We start from the raw sequence: 24,577 nt of genomic DNA on the forward strand, positions 1-24,577 counted from the left end.
GAGTGCTTTTCTCATACATCCTTTACTCTCTTTTTCATCGCCTCAGCCATTTCCACGTCACCCTCTGCTTCCAACTTTTCAATGATGTGAGCATAATCCCTTTCATGGCGATTTTGGCTTAGTTTAAAAGCAGCCTGAACTTCATCAATGATGATTTTAAAGCCCACAATCCCTTTCATTTGTTTCTCTAACAGTTCATCAGACAATGTATCCCATAAAACAGGCTGTTCTCTGTGGCTTTCGTATGTTTCCAGCATCGTGGTTAATTCTTTTACCAGTTCCCCTTTTTCTAACAGCACAGCCTTTCCATATACATGGACAGCCTGATAATTCCATGTCGGTACGGCTTCTTTTTCATACCATGAAGAGGATATATAGGCATGTGGTCCTTGAAAGATGACGAGCACCTTCTCATTTTCTTCAAACGTTTTCCACTGAGGATTTCCAATCGCCATATGCCCTGTAATCACATACGAATCTTCAACTTGATGAAAACTCACTGGAATATGTGTCGCAATGGGTTTTTCATCCGTTGTGGTCACAACTGTTGCAAATGAATGTAATTGAATAAATGCTTTTACTTCTTCCATATCTTTCACTTGAAAAAAAGATGGAATATGCATATTCCCTTCCCCCTTATTGATTCAGCTAAGTGTTTTGGTCATAATGAAGTCCAATTGTTCTTCGTCTCCCATAAGGAATGCGTGCACCCCTGTTTGAACAAACCCAAGCTTTTGATAAAATGCAATGGCCGCTTTGTTGTGCTCCCACACCCCAAGCCAAACATCACGTTTATGATATTTCTTCGCGATCTCAAAGGCTTGATTGATTAAATATCGGCCTAATCCTTGTTTTTGAAAGGACTGCTTAATATAAATTCTTTCAATCTCTAACGCTTCACTTCCCATCTCTTCTGACTGCGCATCATCCATATTGACCTTCAAATAACCAGCAACTTCGCCATTCACTTGAACAAAATAGAACTGTGAAGATGGATGATGTAATTCTTTTAACAGCTGGTTCGGATGAAAGGCTGTCTTTACGTAAGCATCGATATGTTCCGCTTTGTTTTGATTCTGAAAGGTTTCTATAAATGTGTCGATACCGACTTTTTGCAGCTCTTCTATATGCTGTTCATTGCATGGAATAAAAGTGAAGGTCATTGAAGTCATCTCTCCTTATCATTTAGTAGCGTCTCTTATTTCCTTTTTTCACATAATCCCAATCTTTTTCGATATTTTTTCTCACCCTTAGAAGATACTCATATATCTGTTCTGCTTCCTCTTCAGAAAATCCATCCAGCGCTACTTGATTCGAATAATCATTTTCTCGTTTGATCATTGGATATACCGCTTCCCCTTTATCAGTGGGAAACAGCTTTTTGATTTTTTTATTCACTCGATCATCTTTCTTCTCAATAAAACCATGCAGTTCTAATTTTTTGATAGCACGAGCAGCCGTTGTTCGATCCACCTTGATCATTTCCGCCAGCTTTTCCTGAATGATGCCAGGCTCTTCACAGATACGCACAAGATACAAATACTGCCCCTTCGTTAAATCGTACTCTTTAAATTCAATATTACTTATAGAATCAAGCGCCCGAGCGATGACGCCAATCTCTCGCAAAATCTCTCTCATTTATCACGACTCCTTTTGTTGCATTTACAACATAAAACATAACAACATTATAGTTTATTTTTGTTGTAAACACAACAAAAAAACACCTTCATTGAGAAAGTGTTTTTTTCATTTTCTTTATTTCGCTCGTTTCTTTAATAGTGGTAATCGTTACAAAAAATAACGATCTCTGATCATCGCGAACGAAGGTGGTTAGGCAATGGGAAAAAGAAGAAGAGAGCCTCATAATATGCCACTACATTTTATCATATATATTCGTTGCTAGAAGATAATTTCCCTTTATGCAACCGCTCTTTTTATAACATAATCTCTCCAGTTTTATTAGCCATTATTCGTTAGAGTCCACATAGATTAAAATTAGAATTTTACCTTTAACAACCATCATTAAAATGATGAATATAATGGTTTAATTTAGGAACTATAAAAAGGTGACCAATCGTCAAGAAAGGAAGGTCGCTTAATGAATATTTTACAATTAGGGAGGATGACAATGGGAATTTTAAGTGGAAATCCAACGGATGAACCTATGCACTATGGTGAAGTGTTTGGTACATGGTCTTACTTGATGGTAGCTAAAGGTTTAGTTGCTGGTTATCAAACCCACTTAAACCATGCAGGTGACGAAGACTTACAAAAATTAATTGAAGAAGCTATTCAGGGTGGGCAACAAGAAATCAAAGAAATTGAAACTTTATTAAAAGAAAATGGAATTGGCTTACCTCCAACACCTCCTGAACGACCTAAAGCTTGTATAGACGATATTCCAGTAGGGGCACGTTTTCAAGATCCAGAAATAGCCGCTGGTCTTTCGGCGAACATTGCGGCAGGCTTAGTATCGTGTAGCACAATTATGGGGCAATCCATTCGAGAAGACATAGCTATGATGTTTGGACAGTTTCATGTTCAAAAGACAGCACTTGGAGCAAAAGTCCTTAGACTTAACAAAGAAAAAGGATGGTTAATTCCACCACCTCTTCATCATAGCCAAGCAGAAGATTGCTAATCATAAGATGATTAAACATTAAAGAGTAGACCTTTAGGGTTTACTCTTTTCTTGCTAAGCTTTAAACTTTCTACAAATTGAAAACTCTCCTTCACTCTCTTTACAGTCACTATATTTTGCCATTCCCATCGATTGCCTCTGAGCCAACATCATCAGCACTAGAAGATCAATTCCTTTAATATACCTAAAAATATCTTCCTCAGATTTAAAAGCTCCTATTACTATAGGTTCTTTAAACATTGATAGCAACTAACCAGTGGTAAAAACTTCGAGAGTAACCTTTCTCTATTATAGTCCTTGCAATTGCAGCATAAAGTCGGGCCCGTTCCGAGGTTCCATTTAATCAACAAGGTTGGTCATACCATACTGCTTGAGGTCGAATCGTCATTAATGAAAAACAATAGCATAGTGGACATAAGATTAGTCATACTACAAGGAATATCTATGCTCATATGACTGTTAATATGGAAGAAAAGGCCTCCCAACAGTTTTGCAAACTGATGAAAGGCCTTCTTCTATAGTTAGCTTATTTGTCACAGGTTGCCTTGTGTTTAATAACACAAGGACAAATACGACGACAAGAAAAGCATATTATTATTTCAGACGTTGATATAATAAGGTTTTGAAACCCTGATTACATCATGCCGCCCATACCACCCATGCCGCCCATGTCTGGCATTCCGCCGCCTGAGCCGCCTTCTTCTGGTTTGTCAGCAACGACTGCTTCAGTTGTTAGAAGCATTGCTGCAACAGAAGCTGCGTTTTGAAGTGCAGAGCGAGTTACTTTTGTTGGGTCAACGATTCCTTTTTCGATCATGTTTACCCATTCGTTTGTTGCTGCGTTGAAGCCTACGCCAATTTCTTCGTTTTTCAAGCGCTCAACGATGACGGATCCTTCAAGACCTGCGTTGTGAGCGATTTGACGGATTGGCTCTTCAAGAGAACGTAGAACGATGTTTACACCTGTTTGAACGTCACCATCTGCTTCGATTGAAGCGACTTTTTTGTATACATTCACAAGTGCTGTACCACCACCGGATACGATACCTTCTTCAACTGCTGCACGAGTTGAGTTCAGTGCATCCTCGATGCGCAGTTTGCGCTCTTTTAGTTCTGTTTCCGTTGCAGCCCCAACTTTGATGACAGCGACGCCGCCAGCTAGTTTTGCAAGACGTTCTTGTAATTTTTCTTTATCGAATTCAGAAGTTGTTTCTTCTACTTGCGCACGGATTTGGTTGACGCGTGCTGCGATTTGAGCAGAATCTCCTGAGCCTTCTACGATGGTTGTGTTTTCTTTTGTCACAACAACTTTAGACGCGCGGCCAAGCTGACCGATTTCAGTTGATTTCAGGTCAAGTCCTAGGTCTTCTGTGATTAACTCTCCGCCAGTTAGAACAGAGATGTCTTCAAGCATTGCTTTACGACGGTCACCGAATCCAGGTGCTTTGACTGCCACTGCGTTGAATGTTCCACGAAGTTTGTTCACAACAAGTGTTGCAAGTGCTTCGCCTTCTACATCTTCAGCAATGATCAACAATGGTTTTCCTTGTTGTACAACTTGCTCAAGTACAGGAAGGATTTCTTGAATGTTTGTGATCTTTTTATCAGTGATTAAGATGTAAGGATTTTCAAGAACCGCTTCCATCTTATCAGAATCAGTCACCATGTATGGTGAAGCATATCCGCGGTCAAATTGCATTCCTTCAACCACTTCAAGCTCAGTTGTGAACCCTTTAGATTCTTCGATTGTGATAACGCCGTCGTTACCTACACGCTCCATTGCTTCAGCGATTAGGCTGCCTACTTCTTCATCTGCTGCAGAAATAGACGCAACTTGAGCAATTGATTCTTTGCCTTCGATTGGTTTAGAAATCTCGTGCAAGCCTTCAAGTGCTACTTTCACTGCTTCTTCGATCCCTTTACGAACGCCAACAGGGTTTGCACCAGCTGTTACGTTTTTAAGACCTTCACGGATCATTGCCTGAGCTAGAACCGTTGCAGTTGTTGTACCATCACCAGCTACGTCGTTTGTTTTGCTTGCAACTTCAGCCACAAGTTTTGCACCCATGTTTTCAAATGCATCTTCTAATTCGATTTCTTTTGCAATCGTTACACCATCATTTGTGATAAGTGGAGAACCGAATTTTTTCTCAAGAACCACGTTACGTCCTTTAGGTCCTAAAGTTACTTTTACAGCATCTGCAAGTGCATCTACACCACGTAACATCGCACGACGTGCTTCTTCACTGAACTTAATATCTTTTGCCATAATAACGAAACCTCCTCAGTCTTTTTAAAAATATATCTCAATGTTTTTTTATGTGATTAACCAATAACAGCTAAAATGTCGCTCTCACGAAGGATTAAATATTCTTTGCCTTCATATTTCACTTCAGTGCCTGCATATTTTGAGAAGATAATGCGGTCGCCTGTGTTTACTTCTAACGCAACGCGCTCACCACTTTCAAGTACACGGCCTGAACCTGCTGCAACAATTTTACCTTCTTGCGGTTTTTCTTTTGCAGAATCCGGTAACACAATACCGCTAGCGGTTTTTTCCTCAGATTCAACGAGTTCAATGATTACGCGATCGCCTAATGGCTTTAACATAAGAAACAACCTCCTCAATTTTTATATGTAGTCTTTTTTAGCACTCATCACCAGTGAGTGCTAACACATTTATTATAATAAAGAATGTCTTCTGTAATTTCAAGTAAAAACCTTTAAAAATTTTTACGCTTTCATGATCTTTTTTCAACTCAGATTCTTTCCTTTTCATCGAAAAAGAAGACTTGTGTTACAATAAATCTAGTTCTTTTAGTAAAGGGGTTTTCGTTACTTGAAAAAACAATATTGGTACATCATCTTAACGTATATATTGGTGCAGGTTTCTGCGTTTCCGTATGTGTTCATCATGAAGTGGTTAGGTTATATTCAGACACCGATGACACAAGCAGAGCTCTCTAAATTGTCAGGTACATGGACAATCATTAGCTTCTGTATTGGACTAATCATTATTCTGCTCATCCTTCGGACTGTGCCAAAAGCTTCACTTCGAAATGAAGCACCGGCTTCAGTCGGCGCGGCAATCGCTTGGATCATTGGCGGTTTCTTTCTTTCGCTTCTCACCCAATCGATTGTAGGAATGATTGAACAATATGCATTCGGCATTGGACGTGAGTCAGAAAACACGCAAAATATCTTATCTATTATGGATGCTTTTCCTTTTCTGGTTGTTATTATTGCACTAATTGGACCGATACTTGAGGAGATTATTTTCCGAAAAATCGTTTTTGGTGTAATTTATGAAAGGTCGAATTTTTTTATTGCGGCACTTGTTAGTTCAGTATTTTTCGCTGCTGCACACTCTGATTTTGACCACTTCTTTCTCTATACCGCAATGGGCTTTACCTTTGCCTTTTTATATGCGAAAACAAAACGTATCATCGTTCCAATCGGTGCACATATGCTGATGAACTCGCTCGTCATTCTTGTGCAGATTGAGCCAGTAAGAAAAATGATTGAAGAACAATCTCAAACAATGCAAATGATTATTGGAGGCTTTTTCTCATGAGAAACCCTGTCGTATGGGGCGTCATTTATTTTGCCGTAGGTGTTGCTTTCACCTATATGGCCATTCAAAATCCAGGTGACATGTGGTCATTTTACAGCATTTTGCTGATGGTGTTTGCGGCCTATAATATCAATATCGCGTTTAAAATGTTTGCCTTCTCTGTCAAACTCAAAAAACAGCAGCAAAAATAAATCAAAAACCATTTTCTAATCTCTGGAAAATGGTTTTTTTATGGAGGACAAGTTTTCATGGAACAAGAAAAACTGAACATCTTAAATGAGCAGCATGAAGCGATTGGAGTTGCACCCCGTTCAGATGTCCACGCGCAAGGCCTTTGGCATGAAACCTTTCATTTCTGGCTTCTCAAAAAGGAACTTGACACCGTGTATCTCTATTTTCAGCTAAGAAGCCCCGCAAAAAAGGATTTCCCTTCTCTTTTTGATATCACCGCGGCAGGTCACCTTCTAGCAAATGAACAGCCTTCTGACGGTGTGAGAGAGGTAGAAGAAGAGCTTGGTCTTACTGTCCCTTTTGAAGATCTATCCTTTGCAGGTGTTATACAGGATGAAATTCATCTACCCGATTTTACTGATCGTGAATTTTGCCATGTCTATCTTTACGTCCATCAAGAAGAGCAGATGAACATTCAATTACAAAAAGAAGAAGTCGCTGGACTTTACAGAGCAAAGCTAATGGATGCACAGCAGCTTTTCACAAGAAAATGTGAAAACATGCAGCTTGATGGCTTTGAAGTTGATGAATCCGGAGAACGATGTGAAGAAAGCAGAGTAGTCTGTATACAAGATTTTGTACCGCATGAGCCTGCCTATTATCAGCATCTATTTCAAGCGATCAATCAATTCCTTTTACAATAGAAAAAGCATCGTGACCCTTATTCGGATCACGATGCTTTTTTATGAGACATCATAATTTTTTTTCTCCTCTGTCTCTGTTTGCTGCATTTTGCGATAGGTCACTCTTGAAATGACAATACTCACTTCATACAAAACGAGCATCGGCAAGGTGACCATGAGGTGAGAAACAAGCTCTGGCGGTGTAATGAGTGCGGCAATGACAAGGAGGACAAAATAGGCATACTTCCGTATTTTTGATAAAAACATCGGTGTGATGATGCCAAGTCTTGTGAGAAACATCAACACAACGGGCATCTGAAACAAAAAGCCAAATGGAAGTGTTAACTGCATCAGAAATGTAAAATACTCATGAATCCCAATGACTTGCTCTACATTTAAATCATTCGACATCCGCATCATAAAATCAACGACAAACGGAAACAAAATAAAATAAGAGAAAGCCACACCGCTCAAAAATAAAAGCAGTGCAATCGGAATATAAGCAAGTGTCACCTTTCTCTCTTTTTCATATAAGCCGGGGCTGACAAACGCCCAAAGCTGATATAAAATCACGGGACACGTCAAAACCAAAGCAATGACAAATGCGAACTGCATAAACACGTACAGCGGATCTGTGAGCTTAAATGCATTCAGTGTCAGTGTGGCCGCTTCATCGGTATTTTGTAAATACACAATGACCGGCTTAGCAAGAAAAAAACCAGCCACCATAAAGGCGACAAAAAACATCGCAATGATCACTAAACGTTTTCGCAGTTCCACAATATGCTCCATAAGCGGCATATCTTTGACATTCATGAAGCTCATCCTATTCTACTGATCTTCTTTTTTCTTTTTTTCTTCCTGATCATCAGCTAAACCTTTTGTGGCATTTTTGAATTCACGTAATGTATCTCCTGCTGCTCTTCCTAATTCAGGAAGCTTTTTCGGCCCAAAAATAATGAGCGCAACAATCGCAATCAGAACCAAACTTCCAGGACCGATCGGACCCATTTGCTCCACCCCCTTTACCCCTTTTCGTCAATCCTCCTGTGTAACAGAGTAATGCTTTAAGAAATACACAAGAGACTGAAGTTCAACCGCCAAATCTATATGATGAATTCGAATGTGTTCCGGCACATTCAATCGAGCCGGCGTAAAGTTAAGGATTCCTTTGATGCCAAGGGCAATCAAACGATCTGTAATGGATTGAGCTGCTACGGCAGGTACTGTCAAAATGGCAACAGGAATATCTCCTACCTCTTGAACATGCTCTTCAAGCTTATCCAAATCATAGACAGGCACGCCGCCTATCTCACTTCCTATTTTACTCTCATTGACGTCAAAAGCCATTGAAATTTTTGTATTATTATTTTTGATGAAATTATAGTGTAGAAAAGCAGTCCCTAAATTCCCGACACCGATGAGCATGACATTGGTCATTTCATCTTGGTCAAGTGTCTTTCTGAAGAAGGTCAAGAGGTAATCGACATTATAGCCATACCCTTTCTTCCCGAGTGCACCAAAGTACGAAAAATCTCGGCGAATGGTGGCAGAATCCACTTTGACTGCATCACTAAGCTCTGCCGATGACACCCTTTGTTTTCCTGATGCATGCAGATTTTTTAAAAAACGGTAATATAGCGGCAAACGTTTGGCTGTCGCTTGTGGAATTTTTGACTGATCTATATTCATATAAGGTCCTCCAACTTAAATATCAGATGCTCTGTGAAAATCACCGTTTTTCCCGCCTGTCTTTTCAATTAAATAGGTAGGACCGATGATCATGCCTTTATCAATCGCTTTGCACATGTCGTAAACGGTCAGTGCACATACTGAAGCAGAAGTGAGCGCTTCCATCTCCACACCCGTACTTCCTTTTGTTTTCACCTGTACTTGTATGTTCAGAATGTGCGCATTTCCGTCTTCCTCCCAATCAAAGGAGATATCCACGCCTTTTAGTGCAAGCGGATGACACATTGGAATGATGGTAGATGTTTGCTTTGCTGCCATGATGCCAGCAACCTGTGCAACAGACAGCACATCCCCTTTTCCAATTTCACGTTGTTGTATTTTATGAAACACTTCTTTTATCATACGAACGCTTGAAGCAGCAACGGCGGTTCTCACTGTAGACGATTTGTCACTAATGTCGACCATCTTTGCTCTTCCCTGTTCGTTAAAGTGGCTAAATGGACTCATCTTTCAACTCTCCCTCACTCAAATGATACACTATTTTTTCCTATCTGTCTTTCATTTGAATATGGCGATTGTATGTAACATTTGCCGGTTTACTGCTGATAAGCTACACTTAACATATTATAGCAGAGGTGAAGTTACATGATGATTCTACAAGTGAATCAGCTGTCCAAATCATATGGTGCTGATACCGTTTTAACGAATATAAAATTGGAAGTCAAAGCAAGGGATCGGATTGCCATTGTAGGTCGTAACGGCGCAGGCAAATCCACCCTTTTGAAAATCATTGCCGGTCAATTATCTTACGAGCAAGGTGAGATCATCAAACCGAAAGACCTATCGATCGGCTATTTAGCACAGCATACCGATGTGACGTCTACACGTAAGTTAAAAGACGAATTATTATCGGTTTTTGATCATTTAAAAAGGATGGAACAAGAGATGAGAACCATTGAGGAGAAAATGGCTTCCTCCACAGGTTCTGAGCTGGATTCCCTCATGAAAACCTATGACAGACTGCAGCAGGAATTTAAAGATCAAGGCGGCTATCAATACGAAGCTGATGTCCGCTCCATTCTTCATGGGCTGGGCTTTAGTCACTTTGAAGATGAGACAACCGTTCAATCCTTAAGCGGCGGCCAGAAAACCCGTCTAGCGCTTGGAAAGCTCTTATTAATGAAACCAGAACTCTTAATTCTGGACGAGCCGACCAACCATTTAGATATTGATACCTTATCATGGCTGGAGCAGTATTTGCAAAATTATACAGGCGCCATTCTGATCGTGTCCCATGACCGCTACTTCTTAGACAAAGTGGTGAACCATGTATATGAAGTCTCAAGAACTGCCATGAAAAAGTTCGCAGGCAACTATAGTAAGTATCTTGAACTGAAAGCTGAGCAGCTAGAGCGTGATATGAAGCTCTACGAAAAGCAGCAAGAAGAAATCTCAAAGCTCCAAGACTTCGTAGATCGCAACCTGGCAAGAGCCTCAACCACAAAGCGCGCTCAGAGCAGACGCAAGCAGCTGGAACGGATGGATCGTTTAGATAAGCCATTAGGTGATGAAAAATCCGCAAACTTTCATTTTGATATTACGAGACAAAGCGGCAATGATGTGCTGAAGGTACATGATCTCGACATTCGTTATGATGAAAAAACACCGCTCCTATCCTCCCTTTCTTTTCAGATCAAACGTGAGGATAGCGTGGCACTCATTGGTCCTAACGGGATCGGGAAATCAACCCTTTTAAAAACGTTAACGAACACATTAACGCCTGTAAAAGGCGACATCACCTTTGGATCTCATGTCACGATCGGCTACTATGACCAAGAACAAGCCAAACTGACATCATCCAAAAAAGTGCTCAATGAGCTTTGGGATGACTATCCTCATATGAATGAAAAAGAAATTCGGACATGTTTAGGGAATTTCCTTTTTTCTGGTGATGACGTCTTAAAGCCCGTTCATGCATTAAGCGGTGGAGAAAAAGCCCGGCTTGCCCTGGCAAAGCTGATGCTCCAAAAAGCCAATTTCCTGATACTTGATGAGCCTACGAACCATTTGGACTTAGATAGTAAGGAAATTTTAGAGAATTCGCTGATCGATTATCCAGGAACCATCTTATTTGTCTCGCATGACCGTTATTTTATTAATCGACTAGCAACGAAAGTATTCGAGCTGTCGCGAGCGGAAACAAAAGAATACCTTGGTGACTATGACTACTACCTTGAAAAGAAAAATGAACAATTAGAGCTTGAGGCGCTTCAAGAAAATGAGCCGCTTAAAAAACAAGCAGCAAAGCCAGTAGAAACAGCAAAGCTTTCTTATGCGGAAGAAAAAGAACTGAAAAAGAAAGAAAGACAAAAGCAGCGCAGAATCGAGGAAATTGAAAAGCGGATTGCTGTCATTGAAGAGAAACTTGGTGAAAATGAAGAGCTTCTATGTGATCCTGCTATTTTCCAAAATCATGAGAAGGTCCAAGACATTCAAACAGAAAATGATACGCTTAATCAAGAGCTTGAATCACTTTTCGCGGATTGGGAAGAGCTATCCGAATCTTAAAGAGTGCCCAAACGGGTGCTCTTTTTTCTTTCAGTGAAAATTTATTATCCACATTAATATCCACAAAAACTTCTTTGTTATTCTTAAAAATTTTGGACTTATCCACTTTATTCACAGGTTTTTAATCACATATCCACACAAAATTTCTTTTTTATACACATTCTCTTCATTTTAAAACAAAATTTTCGAATAATTGTGGATATATAACGTTTACATGTGAATAAATCGCTTTCATTGAAAATGAAAAAAACCTGTGTATCCACAGGAGTTTTCATTCATATGAGACAAGCGGTAAGCCCGGCTGGCCATTCATCGCCATATCGCCTCTTATTCCCTTTTCAAACGCAATGGTTCCAGCAGCAGCGATCATGGCTGCATTGTCTGTGCAAAGAGATAACGGCGGAATAATGACCTTCACGTCAGGTAGCTTTGTGAATGCTGTCGTCAAAGCTTCTCTCAGTCCTTTATTGGCAGCGACTCCACCAGCTAGGACAACCTGCTTTACGCCATAGGCCTCAGCCGCTTTTAATGTTTTCCCAACAAGCACCTCAATGACGCTTGCTTGAAAACTTGCTGCCAAATTCTCTGGAGCAATTGTTTCTCCCTTTTGAGATGCATTGTGTAATGTGTTAATTACAGCTGATTTTAATCCACTAAAGCTAAAGTGATAGGAACCTTCTTCAAGCCATGCACGAGGAAGTTTAATCGTTGGCTCTCCTTCATGTGCTAACCGATCAATATGAGGTCCACCTGGATACGGGAGACCCATCGTCCGAGCCACTTTATCGTAGGCTTCTCCAGCCGCATCATCTAATGTTTCTCCGATGACCTCAAAAGATCCATGCTCCTTCATTAGCACAAGCTCAGTATGTCCACCAGAGACAACAAGAGCCAAACATGGAAACTGTAATTCATCTACAAGCTGGTTTGCATAAATATGCCCAGCAATATGATGTACACCAACAAGAGGAATCTGATGAGCAAAGCTCAGTGCCTTGGCTGCGTTGACACCGATCAGAAGGGCACCGACTAAGCCCGGTCCTTCTGTGACAGCAATGGCATCTAAATCCTGAAAGCTCATATTGGCCTGTGTCATCACTTCTTCCAATACGATGGTAACTTGTTCCACGTGATGTCTTGAAGCGATTTCTGGTACAACACCGCCAAATCGTTTATGACTTTCTATTTGCGAGGCCACAACATTCGCCACAATTTCTTTCCCATTTTTTACAATGGATGCAGCTGTTTCATCACAGCTTGTCTCTATACCTAATATGAATCGATCTGTTTGTTCACTCATTTATATTCACCCACATGACCAATGCATCTTCCCCATTATCCGTATAATAATTCTTTCGAATAGAAGCTGGTCTGAAACCAAGCTTTTCATAAAGGGATTGTGCAGGTGTATTCGAAACCCGCACCTCTAAAGAAAGATGATCTGTCTTTTTTTCTTTGCAAAATTCCATGACATATCGCAGCAATGCTTCCCCGTAGCCCTTTCCTCTATGCTCAGGGAGAATCGCAATGTTCGTAATTTGTGCATCGTCCATGACGATCCAGACCCCGCAATACCCAACAGGCTGTTTATCTTCTTCAATGAGGAAATAATGGCTGTACTGGTTATGGAGAATCTCATAGACAAATGATTCTTTTTTCCAAGGTGCAGTAAACGAATGCACTTCAATCGTATACACCTCTGGAATGTCCGTTACCGTCATTTTTCGAATCTCTGTTATGTTGAGATTATTTTTGTCCTTCAAGCCATTTCACTTCCGCTTCTGCCAAACGAATATAGTTAGGAACAAGCTGATGAACATCTTCAGCAGGACGATCTGTCCCTAAAAACGCAAGCATTGAAGGTCTTGGGTTATGAAAAGCTCCCTCTGCTATCACAGCAGTTTCTCCTAAAATGGAGCGAATGCTCTCTTCATGAAGATGCACATCCTGCCCAAGAAATAGGACAGGCTTTCCTGTCTGCTTCAGCTCATGAAGCCAATCCGTGAGCAAGATATTTTGGTCTGGTTTGATCTCTTTGATTTTTCCTTCTTCAAACGTATATAGCCCAGTATAAACTTGTCCTCTTCTCGCATCAAATAGTGGCGAGATCCATCCATCAAAGTATTGACCATTTGCCGCAAGTGTTTCTAAACTTGAAACAGCCGATATCGGGATAGACAGCGTCCACGCGAGTGTTTTTGCAATGGTCACACCAATTCGGACACCAGTGTAGGAACCAGGTCCTTTCGCTACAACGATTTTACTTAGTTCACTTGGCGCTACACCACATTCTTTCATTAATGCCTCAACAGTCGGCATCGCTCGGACGGAATGGTTCTTTTTTAAATACGTGATGCTCTCACCAATCACTGTGGAATCTTTTACAAGGGCAATTCCTAGTGTATGGTTAGACGTATCAATTGCCAGTATGGTCAAATTCTTTCATCTCCTTACAAAGGGTCTTATAGCGTTCCCCTTTTGCACTAAACGTGAGATGACGTTCTTCTTCACGTTCTGTTCTCAGCATTTCTATTTTCAAATAGGTGGAAGGCAATTGAGGTCCAATGAGATGTGCCCACTCAACCAAGCATACACCTTCGCCCTCAAAATATTCTTCGAGCCCAATGTCTTCTTCCCCATCTTCCATGCGGTACACGTCCATATGATAAAGTGGCAGTCTGCCATCGGTATATTCTTTAATAATCGTAAAGGTAGGGCTGTTGACGATACGGGTAATCCCTAAGCCTTCTGCAAAACCTTTTGAAAAAGTAGTTTTGCCTGCACCTAAATCCCCTTCTAATGTCAAAACATCGCCTGGCATCACAAGTTTGGCCAAAGCAGCGGCAATTCGTTTCGTCTCATCCGCACCTTTTGTCGTCCATGTTAATTTCACAGTTATGTCACCTCATTTCTTAAAATGATTATATCCTTTTTTCATTAACATTGTTTGCTGTTCATTGTCTTTTAATATAACGCTTGCTGCTTGATCACCTTTGACTTGTCCAATGCGTTTGACTTGAATGTCTTCTTTTCTACATTGCATGTCAAAGCTTTCCCAATCAGCCTCTGGAATCGTACCAGTTAATACAAAGTCTTCCCCGCCAAATAACACCCATTCCAGCCAGTCTTTACGCAGCACTGGTAAATCTGGATGTGCGGGGAGCTTGTTTGCTTCTATCTCAATCGTCACATGACTCGCTTCGGCTATCTCATTCAGCTCACTCGCTAATCCATCACTCACATCATTCAAGGTGACCCGTGGGAAGCTTGAGCAAATATGTCCAGCAGCAATGTGAGGCTGAGGCTTTTTATGACGCTCAAGAAAAAAGGCTTTGTCGACTGCCTTGGTAGGGGTTACTTCGTTCATTAAAAGTGATAAGCCAGCAGCTGATGAACCAAGCTCACCTGTGACAAAGACGACGTCTCCTGTCTGAGCACTGTGACGATAACAAGCTGTTCCCTTGGGAACCTCGCCAATGACCGTCACTGTAATGACAAAGTCACTGCGAGTGGCGACCGTATCTCCACCAATTAAATCCATATGATAGGTGTCAGCCAATGCTTTCATTCCCTCGTAAAGAGCTGAGACGATCGTCTCATCACCATGAGGGGGGATCGCAATCGATACAAGATAATACTTTGGGGTTCCTCCCATTGCGGCAATATCACTGACATTGACCGCTAGTGCTTTAAAGCCAATCTCAAAAGGTGTGGAAAAATCAAAACGAAAATGAACATACTCCACCATTGTATCAACACAAACGACCTCTTCACAATGTGAATGAGGTTGATAAACACTTGCATCATCACCGATGCCCATAACCAAAGAACGCTGATGTGTTTCTTTTGGTGTAATTCGGCGAATAAGATCAAATTCATCCATAAAAAGCAGCCCCTTCATGCAATCAATTGATTGAGTAGACACGATGTCAGACATAATTAGTATTAGTGTAAGCCAATATGAGTTTCAATTCCAATTAAAAATGATATAAAGAAAGCCTGGTATGAAAAAACCAGGCTGGGTTGAAGTGATCTATCTTTTTCTTTTCACATAACGTGTAGCCAAACACAAACCAATTCATTGCATCTTGGATACGTACGAAAAGAAAAAGACATAAAAAAAAACGAAACTATACGTTTTCGTTTACAAGTCATAAAAATGGCGGTCCGGACGGGACTCGAACCCGCGACCTCCTGCGTGACAGGCAGGCATTCTAACCAACTGAACTACCGGACCATTTTGGTTGCGGGGGCAGGATTTGAACCTGCGACCTTCGGGTTATGAGCCCGACGAGCTACCGAACTGCTCCACCCCGCGATGATATAAATATGACAAGCTTGGCGGCGTCCTACTCTCACAGGGGGAGACCCCCAACTACCATCGGCGCTGAAGAGCTTAACTTCCGTGTTCGGTATGGGAACGGGTGTGACCTCTTCGCTATCGCCACCAAACCTGATGGAGAGAATGTTCTCTCAAAACTAGATAACAATGTTCATGCTTCACATTAGAATATAGGTTAAGTCCTCGATCTATTAGTATCTGTCAGCTCCACGTGTCACCACGCTTCCACCTCAGACCTATCAACCTGATCATCTTTCAGGGATCTTACTTCCTTGCGGAATGGGAAATCTCATCTTGAGGGGGGCTTCATGCTTAGATGCTTTCAGCACTTATCCCGTCCGCACATAGCTACCCAGCGATGCCCTTGGCAGAACAACTGGTACACCAGCGGTGCGTCCATCCCGGTCCTCTCGTACTAAGGACAGCTCCTCTCAAATTTCCTGCGCCCGCGACGGATAGGGACCGAACTGTCTCACGACGTTCTGAACCCAGCTCGCGTACCGCTTTAATGGGCGAACAGCCCAACCCTTGGGACCGACTACAGCCCCAGGATGCGATGAGCCGACATCGAGGTGCCAAACCTCCCCGTCGATGTGGACTCTTGGGGGAGATAAGCCTGTTATCCCCGGGGTAGCTTTTATCCGTTGAGCGATGGCCCTTCCATGCGGAACCACCGGATCACTAAGCCCGACTTTCGTCCCTGCTCGACTTGTAGGTCTCGCAGTCAAGCTCCCTTGTGCCTTTACACTCTGCGAATGATTTCCAACCATTCTGAGGGAACCTTTGGGCGCCTCCGTTACATTTTAGGAGGCGACCGCCCCAGTCAAACTGCCCACCTGACACTGTCTCCCTGCCCGATAAGGGCAGCGGGTTAGAAGGTCAATACAGCCAGGGTAGTATCCCACCGATGCCTCCACCGAAGCTAGCGCTCCGGTTTCCAAGGCTCCTACCTATCCTGTACAAGCTGTACCAACATTCAATATCAGGCTGCAGTAAAGCTCCACGGGGTCTTTCCGTCCTGTCGCGGGTAACCTGCATCTTCACAGGTACTATAATTTCACCGAGTCTCTCGTTGAGACAGTGCCCAGATCGTTGCGCCTTTCGTGCGGGTCGGAACTTACCCGACAAGGAATTTCGCTACCTTAGGACCGTTATAGTTACGGCCGCCGTTTACTGGGGCTTCAATTCGCACCTTCGCTTACGCTAAGCGCTCCTCTTAACCTTCCAGCACCGGGCAGGCGTCAGCCCCTATACTTCGCCTTACGGCTTCGCAGAGACCTGTGTTTTTGCTAAACAGTCGCCTGGGCCTATTCACTGCGGCTTCTCGGGGCTTTAACACCCTAAGAAGCACCCCTTCTCCCGAAGTTACGGGGTCATTTTGCCGAGTTCCTTAACGAGAGTTCTCTCGATCACCTTAGGATTCTCTCCTCGCCTACCTGTGTCGGTTTGCGGTACGGGCACCTCTCACCTCGCTAGAGGCTTTTCTTGGCAGTGTGGAATCAGGAACTTCGCTACTAAATTTCGCTCGCCATCACAGCTCAGCCTTTACGGGAAACGGATTTGCCTATTTCCCAGCCTAACTGCTTGGACGCGGATATCCAATACCGCGCTTACCCTATCCTCCTGCGTCCCCCCATTGCTCAAATGGTGAGGAGGTGGTACAGGAATATCAACCTGTTGTCCATCGCCTACGCCTTTCGGCCTCGGCTTAGGTCCCGACTAACCCTGAGCGGACGAGCCTTCCTCAGGAAACCTTAGGCATTCGGTGGACGGGATTCTCACCCGTCTTTCGCTACTCATACCGGCATTCTCACTTCTAAGCGCTCCACCAGTCCTTCCGGTCTGACTTCACAGCACTTAGAACGCTCTCCTACCACTGTTCGTAAGAACAGTCCGCAGCTTCGGTGATACGTTTAGCCCCGGTACATTTTCGGCGCAGAGTCACTCGACCAGTGAGCTATTACGCACTCTTTAAATGGTGGCTGCTTCTAAGCCAACATCCTGGTTGTCTAAGCAACTCCACATCCTTTTCCACTTAACGTATACTTTGGGACCTTAGCTGGCGGTCTGGGCTGTTTCCCTTTCGACTACGGATCTTATCACTCGCAGTCTGACTCCCAAGGATAAGTCATCGGCATTCGGAGTTTGACTGAATTCGGTAACCCGGTAGGGGCCCCTAGTCCAATCAGTGCTCTACCTCCGAGACTCTTACCTTGAGGCTAGCCCTAAAGCTATTTCGGAGAGAACCAGCTATCTCCAGGTTCGATTGGCATTTCACCCCTACCCACACCTCATCCCCGCACTTTTCAACGTGCGTGGGTTCGGGCCTCCATTCAGTGTTACCTGAACTTCACCCTGGACATGGGTAGATCACCTGGTTTCGGGTCTACGACCACGTACTCATGCGCCCTATTCAGACTCGCTTTCGCTGCGGCTCCGCATCTTCTGCTTAACCTTGCACGGGATCGTAACTCGCCGGTTCATTCTACAAAAGGCACGCCATCACCCTTTAACGGGCTCTGACTACTTGTAGGCACACGGTTTCAGGATCTATTTCACTCCCCTTCCGGGGTGCTTTTCACCTTTCCCTCACGGTACTGGTTCACTATCGGTCACTAGGGAGTATTTAGCCTTGGGAGATGGTCCTCCCGGATTCCGACGGAATTTCACGTGTTCCGCCGTACTCAGGATCCACTCTGGAGAGAACAACATTTCAGTTACAGGGCTGTTACCTTCTTTGGCGGGCCTTTCCAGACCTCTTCGCTTATATCATTCCTTTGTAACTCCGTATAGAGTGTCCTACAACCCCAAGAGGCAAGCCTCTTGGTTTGGGCTGTTCCCGTTTCGCTCGCCGCTACTCAGGGAATCGCATTTGCTTTCTCTTCCTCCGGGTACTTAGATGTTTCAGTTCCCCGGGTATGCCTTCTCATACTCTATGTATTCAAGTATGGATACTACTCCATTACGAGCAGTGGGTTTCCCCATTCGGAGATCTCCGGATCAAAGCTTGCTTACAGCTCCCCGAAGCATATCGGTGTTCGTCCCGTCCTTCATCGGCTCCTAGTGCCAAGGCATCCACCGTGCGCCCTTTCTAACTTAACCATTTCTTACTTTAGAAAGAATCACTATGTGTGATGAACTTTGCATTGCATTCAATGTGAATGTATTACTTATTGTTATCTAGTTTTCAAAGAACAATCCTGTCTCGCTAGAGACATATCTTGAAGGAATGATCCTTCAAAACTAAACAAGACGAAAACGCACACTGCTCCATATATCCTTAGAAAGGAGGTGATCCAGCCGCACCTTCCGATACGGCTACCTTGTTACGACTTCACCCCAATCATCTGCCCCACCTTCGGCGGCTGGCTCCATAAAGGTTACCTCACCGACTTCGGGTGTTGCAAACTCTCGTGGTGTGACGGGCGGTGTGTACAAGGCCCGGGAACGTATTCACCGCGGCATGCTGATCCGCGATTACTAGCGATTCCAGCTTCACGCAGTCGAGTTGCAGACTGCGATCCGAACTGAGAACAGATTTATGGGATTGGCTAAACCTTGCGGTCTCGCAGCCCTTTGTTCTGTCCATTGTAGCACGTGTGTAGCCCAGGTCATAAGGGGCATGATGATTTGACGTCATCCCCACCTTCCTCCGGTTTGTCACCGGCAGTCACCTTAGAGTGCCCAACTAAATGCTGGCAACTAAGATCAAGGGTTGCGCTCGTTGCGGGACTTAACCCAACATCTCACGACACGAGCTGACGACAACCATGCACCACCTGTCACTCTGTCCCCGAAGGGAAAGCCCTATCTCTAGGGTTGTCAGAGGATGTCAAGACCTGGTAAGGTTCTTCGCGTTGCTTCGAATTAAACCACATGCTCCACCGCTTGTGCGGGCCCCCGTCAATTCCTTTGAGTTTCAGTCTTGCGACCGTACTCCCCAGGCGGAGTGCTTAATGCGTTAGCTGCAGCACTAAGGGGCGGAAACCCCCTAACACTTAGCACTCATCGTTTACGGCGTGGACTACCAGGGTATCTAATCCTGTTCGCTCCCCACGCTTTCGCTCCTCAGCGTCAGTTACAGACCAGAGAGTCGCCTTCGCCACTGGTGTTCCTCCACATCTCTACGCATTTCACCGCTACACGTGGAATTCCACTCTCCTCTTCTGCACTCAAGTTTCCCAGTTTCCAATGACCCTCCCCGGTTGAGCCGGGGGCTTTCACATCAGACTTAAGAAACCGCCTGCGAGCCCTTTACGCCCAATAATTCCGGACAACGCTTGCCACCTACGTATTACCGCGGCTGCTGGCACGTAGTTAGCCGTGGCTTTCTGGTTAGGTACCGTCAAGGTGCGAGCAGTTACTCTCGCACTTGTTCTTCCCTAACAACAGAGCTTTACGATCCGAAAACCTTCATCACTCACGCGGCGTTGCTCCGTCAGACTTTCGTCCATTGCGGAAGATTCCCTACTGCTGCCTCCCGTAGGAGTCTGGGCCGTGTCTCAGTCCCAGTGTGGCCGATCACCCTCTCAGGTCGGCTACGCATCGTCGCCTTGGTGAGCCATTACCCCACCAACTAGCTAATGCGCCGCGGGTCCATCTGTAAGTGACAGCCGAAACCGTCTTTCATCCTTGAACCATGCGGTTCAAGGAACTATCCGGTATTAGCTCCGGTTTCCCGGAGTTATCCCAGTCTTACAGGCAGGTTACCCACGTGTTACTCACCCGTCCGCCGCTAACATCCGGGAGCAAGCTCCCTTCTGTCCGCTCGACTTGCATGTATTAGGCACGCCGCCAGCGTTCGTCCTGAGCCAGGATCAAACTCTCCGAGGTATGCAGGATGCATATCACACATGCGTTGCTACACGATGTAGCGAACTTAGCATGTGATCATTTCCTGCCTCGTCAGTGTTTGACTGACTACCTATGATATATCATAGGATTTTTTATAAAAACTCGAATTAACAGGTACGTTTTGTCTTGTTTAGTTTTCAAAGATCACGTTTCAAAATGGAGCGGGTGATGAGAATCGAACTCACGACATCAGCTTGGAAGGCTGAGGTTTTACCACTAAACTACACCCGCGTGATTTGTATTGGCGCGCCCGAGAGGAGTCGAACCCCTAACCTTTTGATCCGTAGTCAAACGCTCTATCCAATTGAGCTACGGGCGCTTAATCAGGCGACTTAATTATCTTAACATATCGTTTTTATCAAGTCAACATCTTTTTAAAATTTGTTTGTCGCATGTGTTTGAATGTCTTTGTTTCAAATACGTCATCAGCGACGAATAAAAATATACCATGGATCACATAAATGGGTCAATACATTTTTCTAAAAAAGTTTCATGTTTTTTAAGAAGTGGTTTTTTCTTAGATAAATAGAGATGCAATAGCCCTATTTTCTTCTCTTTCTTCATAATTCTAATGATTCTTAAATAAAATATTTCTAAATCCAAAGGAGGACAAAACATGGTCACATAGAATTTTTATTTATTGGAAAATTCTTAATATTTTCCAAGCATTTAAAGGAGGTAGGAGATGATGAAAAAGTTCGTCGCTTTTCAAATCATGATCGCTTTGGTGATAGGAGCTCTTATCGGCCATTTCTTTCCTGACTTCGGGATGGCACTGCGGCCAATTGGAGATGGATTCATCAGATTGATTAAAATGATCGTTGTTCCTATCGTTTTCTCTACCATTGTTATTGGTGCAGCTGGCAGTGGCGGTATGAAGAAAATGGGCAGCCTAGGATTAAAGACGATCATTTGGTTTGAGGTCATCACAACCATCGTTCTAGGAATTGGTCTATTGCTGGCTAATGTTCTAAAGCCTGGCGTTGGCCTTGATTTCTCTAAATTAGCTAAGAAAGATATTGGTGAATTAGATGGCTATACGCAGAAAGTCGTTGACTTTAAACAAATGGTACTCGATATCATTCCAACGAATATCGTCGATGTCATGGCTCAGAATGATTTACTTGCTGTCATTTTCTTCGCCATATTATTTGGTGTAGCCGCAAGCGGCATCGGTAAAGCATCCGCTCCTGTTCTCACCTTCTTTGAATCAGTGGCACAAATTATGTTTAAGCTAACGCAGATGGTCATGGTGACAGCACCTATTGGAGTTCTTGCATTAATGGCCGCTTCCGTTGGCCAATATGGCATTGTTTTATTAATCCCAATGATGAAGCTTGTCGGGACTGTATTTTTAGGATTATTCATTATTCTCTTTGCTTTGTTCCCTCTGGTCGCACTGATCTTCCGTTTTAACTACTTCGAAGTTTTAAAAATGATTTGGGATTTGTTCTTAGTTGCCTTCTCTACTACAAGTACAGAAACTGTCCTTCCTCAGCTTATGTCACGAATGGAAAAATACGGGTGTCCAAAAAGAATCGTCTCCTTTGTCATTCCATCTGGTCTTTCTCTCAATTGTGATGGGTCCAGTTTATATTTATCGGTATCCTGTGTGTTTCTTGCACAAGCGTTTGGTGTCGACATGAGTCTGTCACAGCAGCTTTTGATGATGCTTGTTCTTGTGTTAACGAGTAAAGGGATTGCAGCAGTGCCATCCGGTTCACTCGTCGTTCTTTTAGCAACCGCCCATGCAGTAGGTCTTCCAGCAGAAGGCGTCGCCATTATAGCCGGTGTTGATCGAATTATGGATATGGCACGAACAGGTGTGAATGTTCCAGGGCATGCCGTTGCATGTATTGTCGTATCGAAATGGGAAAAAGTATTCCGTGAGTCCGCATGGGAAGTTCCAAAAGCAGGTGAGGAAACAAAAGGGATGTAATGTTATATGAAGGAAAGGGGTTCCCCTTTCCTTTTCTTATAATAAAAATGCTTGCTTTAGGACCGCTTTGCCTTGAGGTTGCAGCTGCACTTCTGCATATGCGCCATTAATCAGCGTCATTTGTGGCGGGACATGCCCACAATCTATATCGTAGAAAATGGGGATTTGTAATTCCTTTTGTAATTCTTCATATACGTCCCGATATTGATACCCTTCTACAGGCACATCAACTGCACTTCGCCCAAACATGATACCTGAACAGTGGTCAAACCACCCTGCTAGTTTTAATTGAACAAGTGATCTCTTCATGCTGGTAGCATTTAATGCGCAGTTTTCGAAGTACCAGAGAATCGGTTCACCTTTTATGAATGTTTCCTGAAAAGCTTTAACGTCTCCAAAAGGTGTCCCCGCTAAGTGACGTATGATATCAATGCAGCCTCCCATCAGTCTCCCCTTCACCGCCTTCTCCTGCGGATGAACCGTGCGCCATCTTGTAGGCTCTGTTAAATGAAAGACATGTTGACTCGGGGTGTCATGCTGCCATTCCTTTTGATACTTATATGAAGAAAACTGAGTAATGTCCATCTCCTCTTCTGTGGAAAGCACTTTTTCCCACATAGCAGTCGTTTGATCAGACTCTTCCCCTCGTAAATCCACTAAGTTTGGGCCATGTGCTGTAGCAATGCCTGTTTTTAATGTAAATGCCAGCAAGAGTGCACTCGTATCTGAGTAACCAAGAATCCACTTTTTGTGCATCGTTGAGAAATCAAGGTGCTCTAGCACTTCCATCAAAAGCTGTCCTCCCCATGGCGGGATGATGTGGTCAATCTCATTGCACGTCATCATATACTGAAGCTCGTTTGCTCGTTCTATGGCAGGCGCTGATTTTGCCTTTTCCTGGTGCCATACCGTCTCTCCACATATGACATCATAGCCTCTTTTTTTCATTCGTTCGCATGAGAGCTGAAACATGTCATGCAAGGATGGCTGTACACCTGAGGAAGGTGCTGTGACACCAATCGTTTGTCCTTTTTGTAAATGCGGAAATTGTATCATTCTGTTTCCCCCATCCTCTCTCAATCTCTCAAGCCTACCCATTTTAAAGAAGATGCCCCTTTTACAAGGGACATCTTCTCTTATTCCTTTTGACGCAGCACAGTATAGACACCTGCAAATATACATAGAATTCCAATGAATGAGCGTAATCCCATATCTTCTCCCAAAAGCAGCCATCCAAGAATGGCACCTACGATCGGTTGAAAGAAAAAGAATAGACCTCCGCTTGAGGCATCCATCAATTGAAGCCCTCTATTCCACAAAAAGAATGCTAAAGCTGTTGAAATGATGCCTAGATAAAGAATACCGCCCCAAATCTCTGGCCTTGCCATCTGCTCCACATCTAGGTGAGGTAAACGAAATAATACTGGCGGTGTTAAAACAATGAATGCAATGATGATCGCATATGTGGTTGTCACCACCTGAGGGTATTTTCCTGGAACTCGTTTTAGCAAAACAGACATAAGCGCCCATGTTAAAGCAGCGATGACCAATGAAAGACCGCCAACAAATTCATCTGTTTGCACTGCGACTGGTCCAATCATGAGCAATACACCTGCTGTAGCAAGCAGGATGGATGCGCACTTTCGAACAGTCATGGCTTCTTTTAATAGAAAGAACGCAAACAGCACCATAAACGCAGGTGTTGCAGATGTGATAACGGCCCCCATTTGTGCAGACGTATACATCGTCCCGATTTCTTGGGTCACGATTGAAAGAAAATTTCCGATCAGCCCAATCACCACTATAAGCGGGATATCTTTTTTATCTAATCGAAAGGAATAGCCCAAGCGCCAAATGGTGAACACCAAAACGACTCCTGCTACAGCATATCTCATCCAAACGAGCTCAAGTGGTGGAACAACCGCTACTGTTACTTTGACAACAACGTACATGCCGCCCCAAATACTTGCAGCGATTGCTAGGTAAAGGGCGCCTATATATTTTTCATTCATCTTTTTCCCTCCGTTACTGGATATTTTGATGACCATATCCACAAACGGAGATCACTCTCCGTTATGGACGGAGGGCATTTGGAACATCATGTTCAAACAAA

The 24,577-nt window shown here is 43.5% G+C and carries 22 protein-coding genes, 4 tRNA genes and 3 rRNA genes; 6 read left to right on the forward strand and 23 right to left on the reverse strand.

Features of this window, described 5'->3' with window-relative positions; genetic code table 11:
- Positions 1 to 11: 11 nt before the first annotated feature.
- From ACSSTM_RS08900 to ACSSTM_RS08910, 3 genes are read right to left on the reverse strand one after another with little or no spacing between them, the layout of a single operon-like run.
- Positions 12 to 623, reverse strand: a complete 612-nt coding sequence (locus tag ACSSTM_RS08900; protein ID WP_106037234.1) for an FMN-binding negative transcriptional regulator — start codon at positions 621 to 623, stop codon at positions 12 to 14.
- 21 nt (positions 624 to 644) lie between these two features.
- Entirely contained in the window at positions 645 to 1,163 is a 519-nt protein-coding gene (locus ACSSTM_RS08905; RefSeq protein WP_106037235.1) for a GNAT family N-acetyltransferase, read from the reverse strand.
- Between the two features lie 22 nt (positions 1,164 to 1,185).
- Positions 1,186 to 1,638, reverse strand: coding sequence for a MarR family winged helix-turn-helix transcriptional regulator (locus ACSSTM_RS08910; RefSeq protein ID WP_034664870.1), 453 nt, complete (start codon positions 1,636 to 1,638; stop codon positions 1,186 to 1,188).
- A 490-nt stretch (positions 1,639 to 2,128) separates the two neighbouring features.
- Between ACSSTM_RS08910 and ACSSTM_RS08915 the strand changes: the two genes are divergently transcribed.
- The gene (locus ACSSTM_RS08915) at positions 2,129 to 2,641 is read left to right on the forward strand and encodes a DUF3231 family protein (RefSeq protein ID WP_106037236.1); all 513 of its coding nucleotides are present in this window, start codon (positions 2,129 to 2,131) and stop codon (positions 2,639 to 2,641) included.
- Between the two features lie 634 nt (positions 2,642 to 3,275).
- Here the strand turns inward: ACSSTM_RS08915 and groL are convergent.
- The gene (gene groL / locus ACSSTM_RS08920; protein WP_034320371.1) at positions 3,276 to 4,910 is read right to left on the reverse strand and encodes a chaperonin GroEL; all 1,635 of its coding nucleotides are present in this window, start codon (positions 4,908 to 4,910) and stop codon (positions 3,276 to 3,278) included.
- A 56-nt stretch (positions 4,911 to 4,966) separates the two neighbouring features.
- Positions 4,967 to 5,251 (reverse strand): co-chaperone GroES, encoded by a 285-nt coding sequence (groES, locus tag ACSSTM_RS08925; protein WP_003214120.1) that lies wholly within the window; start codon positions 5,249 to 5,251, stop codon positions 4,967 to 4,969.
- Between the two features lie 229 nt (positions 5,252 to 5,480).
- Here groES and ACSSTM_RS08930 point away from each other — a divergent pair, with 229 nt between their 5' ends.
- From ACSSTM_RS08930 to ACSSTM_RS08940, 3 genes are read left to right on the forward strand one after another with little or no spacing between them, the layout of a single operon-like run.
- Positions 5,481 to 6,215: a CPBP family intramembrane glutamic endopeptidase gene (locus ACSSTM_RS08930; protein ID WP_034664883.1), complete on the forward strand. Its 735-nt coding sequence runs from the start codon at positions 5,481 to 5,483 to the stop codon at positions 6,213 to 6,215.
- Positions 6,212 to 6,406 (forward strand): YdiK family protein, encoded by a 195-nt coding sequence (locus tag ACSSTM_RS08935; protein ID WP_034664886.1) that lies wholly within the window; start codon positions 6,212 to 6,214, stop codon positions 6,404 to 6,406. The genes ACSSTM_RS08930 and ACSSTM_RS08935 overlap by 4 nt, the downstream gene beginning before the upstream one ends.
- 57 nt (positions 6,407 to 6,463) lie before the next feature.
- On the forward strand, positions 6,464 to 7,090 hold the full coding sequence (locus ACSSTM_RS08940) for an NUDIX hydrolase (RefSeq protein WP_034664892.1): 627 nt from the start codon (positions 6,464 to 6,466) through the stop codon (positions 7,088 to 7,090).
- A gap of 39 nt (positions 7,091 to 7,129) precedes the next feature.
- Here the strand turns inward: ACSSTM_RS08940 and tatC are convergent, their stop codons facing one another.
- From tatC to moaC, 4 genes are read right to left on the reverse strand one after another with little or no spacing between them, the layout of a single operon-like run.
- Positions 7,130 to 7,894, reverse strand: a complete 765-nt coding sequence (gene tatC / locus ACSSTM_RS08945; protein WP_034666769.1) for a twin-arginine translocase subunit TatC — start codon at positions 7,892 to 7,894, stop codon at positions 7,130 to 7,132.
- Positions 7,895 to 7,900: 6 nt separating this feature from the next.
- Positions 7,901 to 8,080 carry a twin-arginine translocase TatA/TatE family subunit gene (locus tag ACSSTM_RS08950; RefSeq protein ID WP_003214302.1) on the reverse strand — a complete coding sequence of 60 codons (180 nt, stop codon included), beginning with the start codon at positions 8,078 to 8,080 and terminating at the stop codon, positions 7,901 to 7,903.
- Positions 8,081 to 8,107: 27 nt separating this feature from the next.
- On the reverse strand, positions 8,108 to 8,761 hold the full coding sequence (locus ACSSTM_RS08955) for a redox-sensing transcriptional repressor Rex (RefSeq protein ID WP_008355687.1): 654 nt from the start codon (positions 8,759 to 8,761) through the stop codon (positions 8,108 to 8,110).
- 15 nt (positions 8,762 to 8,776) lie between these two features.
- Positions 8,777 to 9,268 carry a cyclic pyranopterin monophosphate synthase MoaC gene (moaC, locus tag ACSSTM_RS08960; protein WP_187704356.1) on the reverse strand — a complete coding sequence of 164 codons (492 nt, stop codon included), beginning with the start codon at positions 9,266 to 9,268 and terminating at the stop codon, positions 8,777 to 8,779.
- Between the two features lie 138 nt (positions 9,269 to 9,406).
- Between moaC and ACSSTM_RS08965 the strand changes: the two genes are divergently transcribed.
- Positions 9,407 to 11,329 (forward strand): ABC transporter ATP-binding protein, encoded by a 1,923-nt coding sequence (locus tag ACSSTM_RS08965; protein ID WP_437404143.1) that lies wholly within the window; start codon positions 9,407 to 9,409, stop codon positions 11,327 to 11,329.
- Positions 11,330 to 11,600: 271 nt separating this feature from the next.
- Here ACSSTM_RS08965 and tsaD read toward each other — a convergent pair whose 3' ends face one another.
- From tsaD to ACSSTM_RS09025, 12 genes are all read right to left on the reverse strand, one after another.
- Positions 11,601 to 12,629: a tRNA (adenosine(37)-N6)-threonylcarbamoyltransferase complex transferase subunit TsaD gene (gene tsaD, locus ACSSTM_RS08970; protein WP_034664904.1), complete on the reverse strand. Its 1,029-nt coding sequence runs from the start codon at positions 12,627 to 12,629 to the stop codon at positions 11,601 to 11,603.
- Positions 12,622 to 13,050: a ribosomal protein S18-alanine N-acetyltransferase gene (gene rimI / locus ACSSTM_RS08975; protein WP_095286066.1), complete on the reverse strand. Its 429-nt coding sequence runs from the start codon at positions 13,048 to 13,050 to the stop codon at positions 12,622 to 12,624. The genes tsaD and rimI overlap by 8 nt, the downstream gene beginning before the upstream one ends.
- A gap of 25 nt (positions 13,051 to 13,075) precedes the next feature.
- On the reverse strand, positions 13,076 to 13,765 hold the full coding sequence (gene tsaB, locus ACSSTM_RS08980; RefSeq protein ID WP_034664907.1) for a tRNA (adenosine(37)-N6)-threonylcarbamoyltransferase complex dimerization subunit type 1 TsaB: 690 nt from the start codon (positions 13,763 to 13,765) through the stop codon (positions 13,076 to 13,078).
- Complete coding sequence (gene tsaE, locus ACSSTM_RS08985; RefSeq protein WP_034664911.1) at positions 13,746 to 14,222, reverse strand: tRNA (adenosine(37)-N6)-threonylcarbamoyltransferase complex ATPase subunit type 1 TsaE; 477 nt, start codon at positions 14,220 to 14,222, stop codon at positions 13,746 to 13,748. Before tsaE ends, tsaB begins: the two co-directional genes overlap by 20 nt.
- Before the next feature lie 12 nt (positions 14,223 to 14,234).
- The gene (thiL, locus tag ACSSTM_RS08990; protein WP_106038356.1) at positions 14,235 to 15,212 is read right to left on the reverse strand and encodes a thiamine-phosphate kinase; all 978 of its coding nucleotides are present in this window, start codon (positions 15,210 to 15,212) and stop codon (positions 14,235 to 14,237) included.
- 277 nt (positions 15,213 to 15,489) lie between these two features.
- A tRNA-Asp gene (locus ACSSTM_RS08995) sits at positions 15,490 to 15,566 on the reverse strand.
- Between the two features lie 4 nt (positions 15,567 to 15,570).
- Positions 15,571 to 15,647: transfer RNA gene (locus tag ACSSTM_RS09000), tRNA-Met, on the reverse strand.
- A gap of 18 nt (positions 15,648 to 15,665) precedes the next feature.
- Positions 15,666 to 15,781, reverse strand: a 5S ribosomal RNA gene (rrf, locus tag ACSSTM_RS09005).
- A 61-nt stretch (positions 15,782 to 15,842) separates the two neighbouring features.
- A 23S ribosomal RNA gene (locus ACSSTM_RS09010) occupies positions 15,843 to 18,773 on the reverse strand.
- A 182-nt stretch (positions 18,774 to 18,955) separates the two neighbouring features.
- A 16S ribosomal RNA gene (locus ACSSTM_RS09015) occupies positions 18,956 to 20,504 on the reverse strand.
- The 16S, 23S and 5S rRNA genes sit together here with 4 tRNA genes alongside, the layout of an rRNA operon.
- A 178-nt stretch (positions 20,505 to 20,682) precedes the next feature.
- Positions 20,683 to 20,756: transfer RNA gene (locus ACSSTM_RS09020), tRNA-Gly, on the reverse strand.
- An 11-nt stretch (positions 20,757 to 20,767) separates the two neighbouring features.
- Positions 20,768 to 20,844 (reverse strand) — tRNA-Arg (locus tag ACSSTM_RS09025).
- A 369-nt stretch (positions 20,845 to 21,213) separates the two neighbouring features.
- On the opposite strand from ACSSTM_RS09025, the gene gltP reads away from it, so the two are divergent.
- On the forward strand, positions 21,214 to 22,464 hold the full coding sequence (gene gltP / locus ACSSTM_RS09030) for a glutamate-aspartate/proton symporter GltP (RefSeq protein WP_034666069.1): 1,251 nt from the start codon (positions 21,214 to 21,216) through the stop codon (positions 22,462 to 22,464).
- Between the two features lie 36 nt (positions 22,465 to 22,500).
- Here gltP and ACSSTM_RS09035 read toward each other — a convergent pair whose 3' ends face one another.
- Both ACSSTM_RS09035 and ACSSTM_RS09040 read right to left on the reverse strand, forming a co-directional pair.
- Complete coding sequence (locus ACSSTM_RS09035) at positions 22,501 to 23,520, reverse strand: S66 family peptidase (RefSeq protein WP_034665949.1); 1,020 nt, start codon at positions 23,518 to 23,520, stop codon at positions 22,501 to 22,503.
- An 80-nt stretch (positions 23,521 to 23,600) separates the two neighbouring features.
- On the reverse strand, positions 23,601 to 24,476 hold the full coding sequence (locus tag ACSSTM_RS09040; protein ID WP_095286283.1) for a DMT family transporter: 876 nt from the start codon (positions 24,474 to 24,476) through the stop codon (positions 23,601 to 23,603).
- Between the last annotated feature and the right edge of the window lie 101 nt (positions 24,477 to 24,577).

Origin of the sequence: Bacillus sp. RK1064, from assembly GCF_051488405.1 — a bacterium.
Taxonomy (GTDB): Bacteria; Bacillota; Bacilli; order Bacillales; family Bacillaceae; genus Bacillus.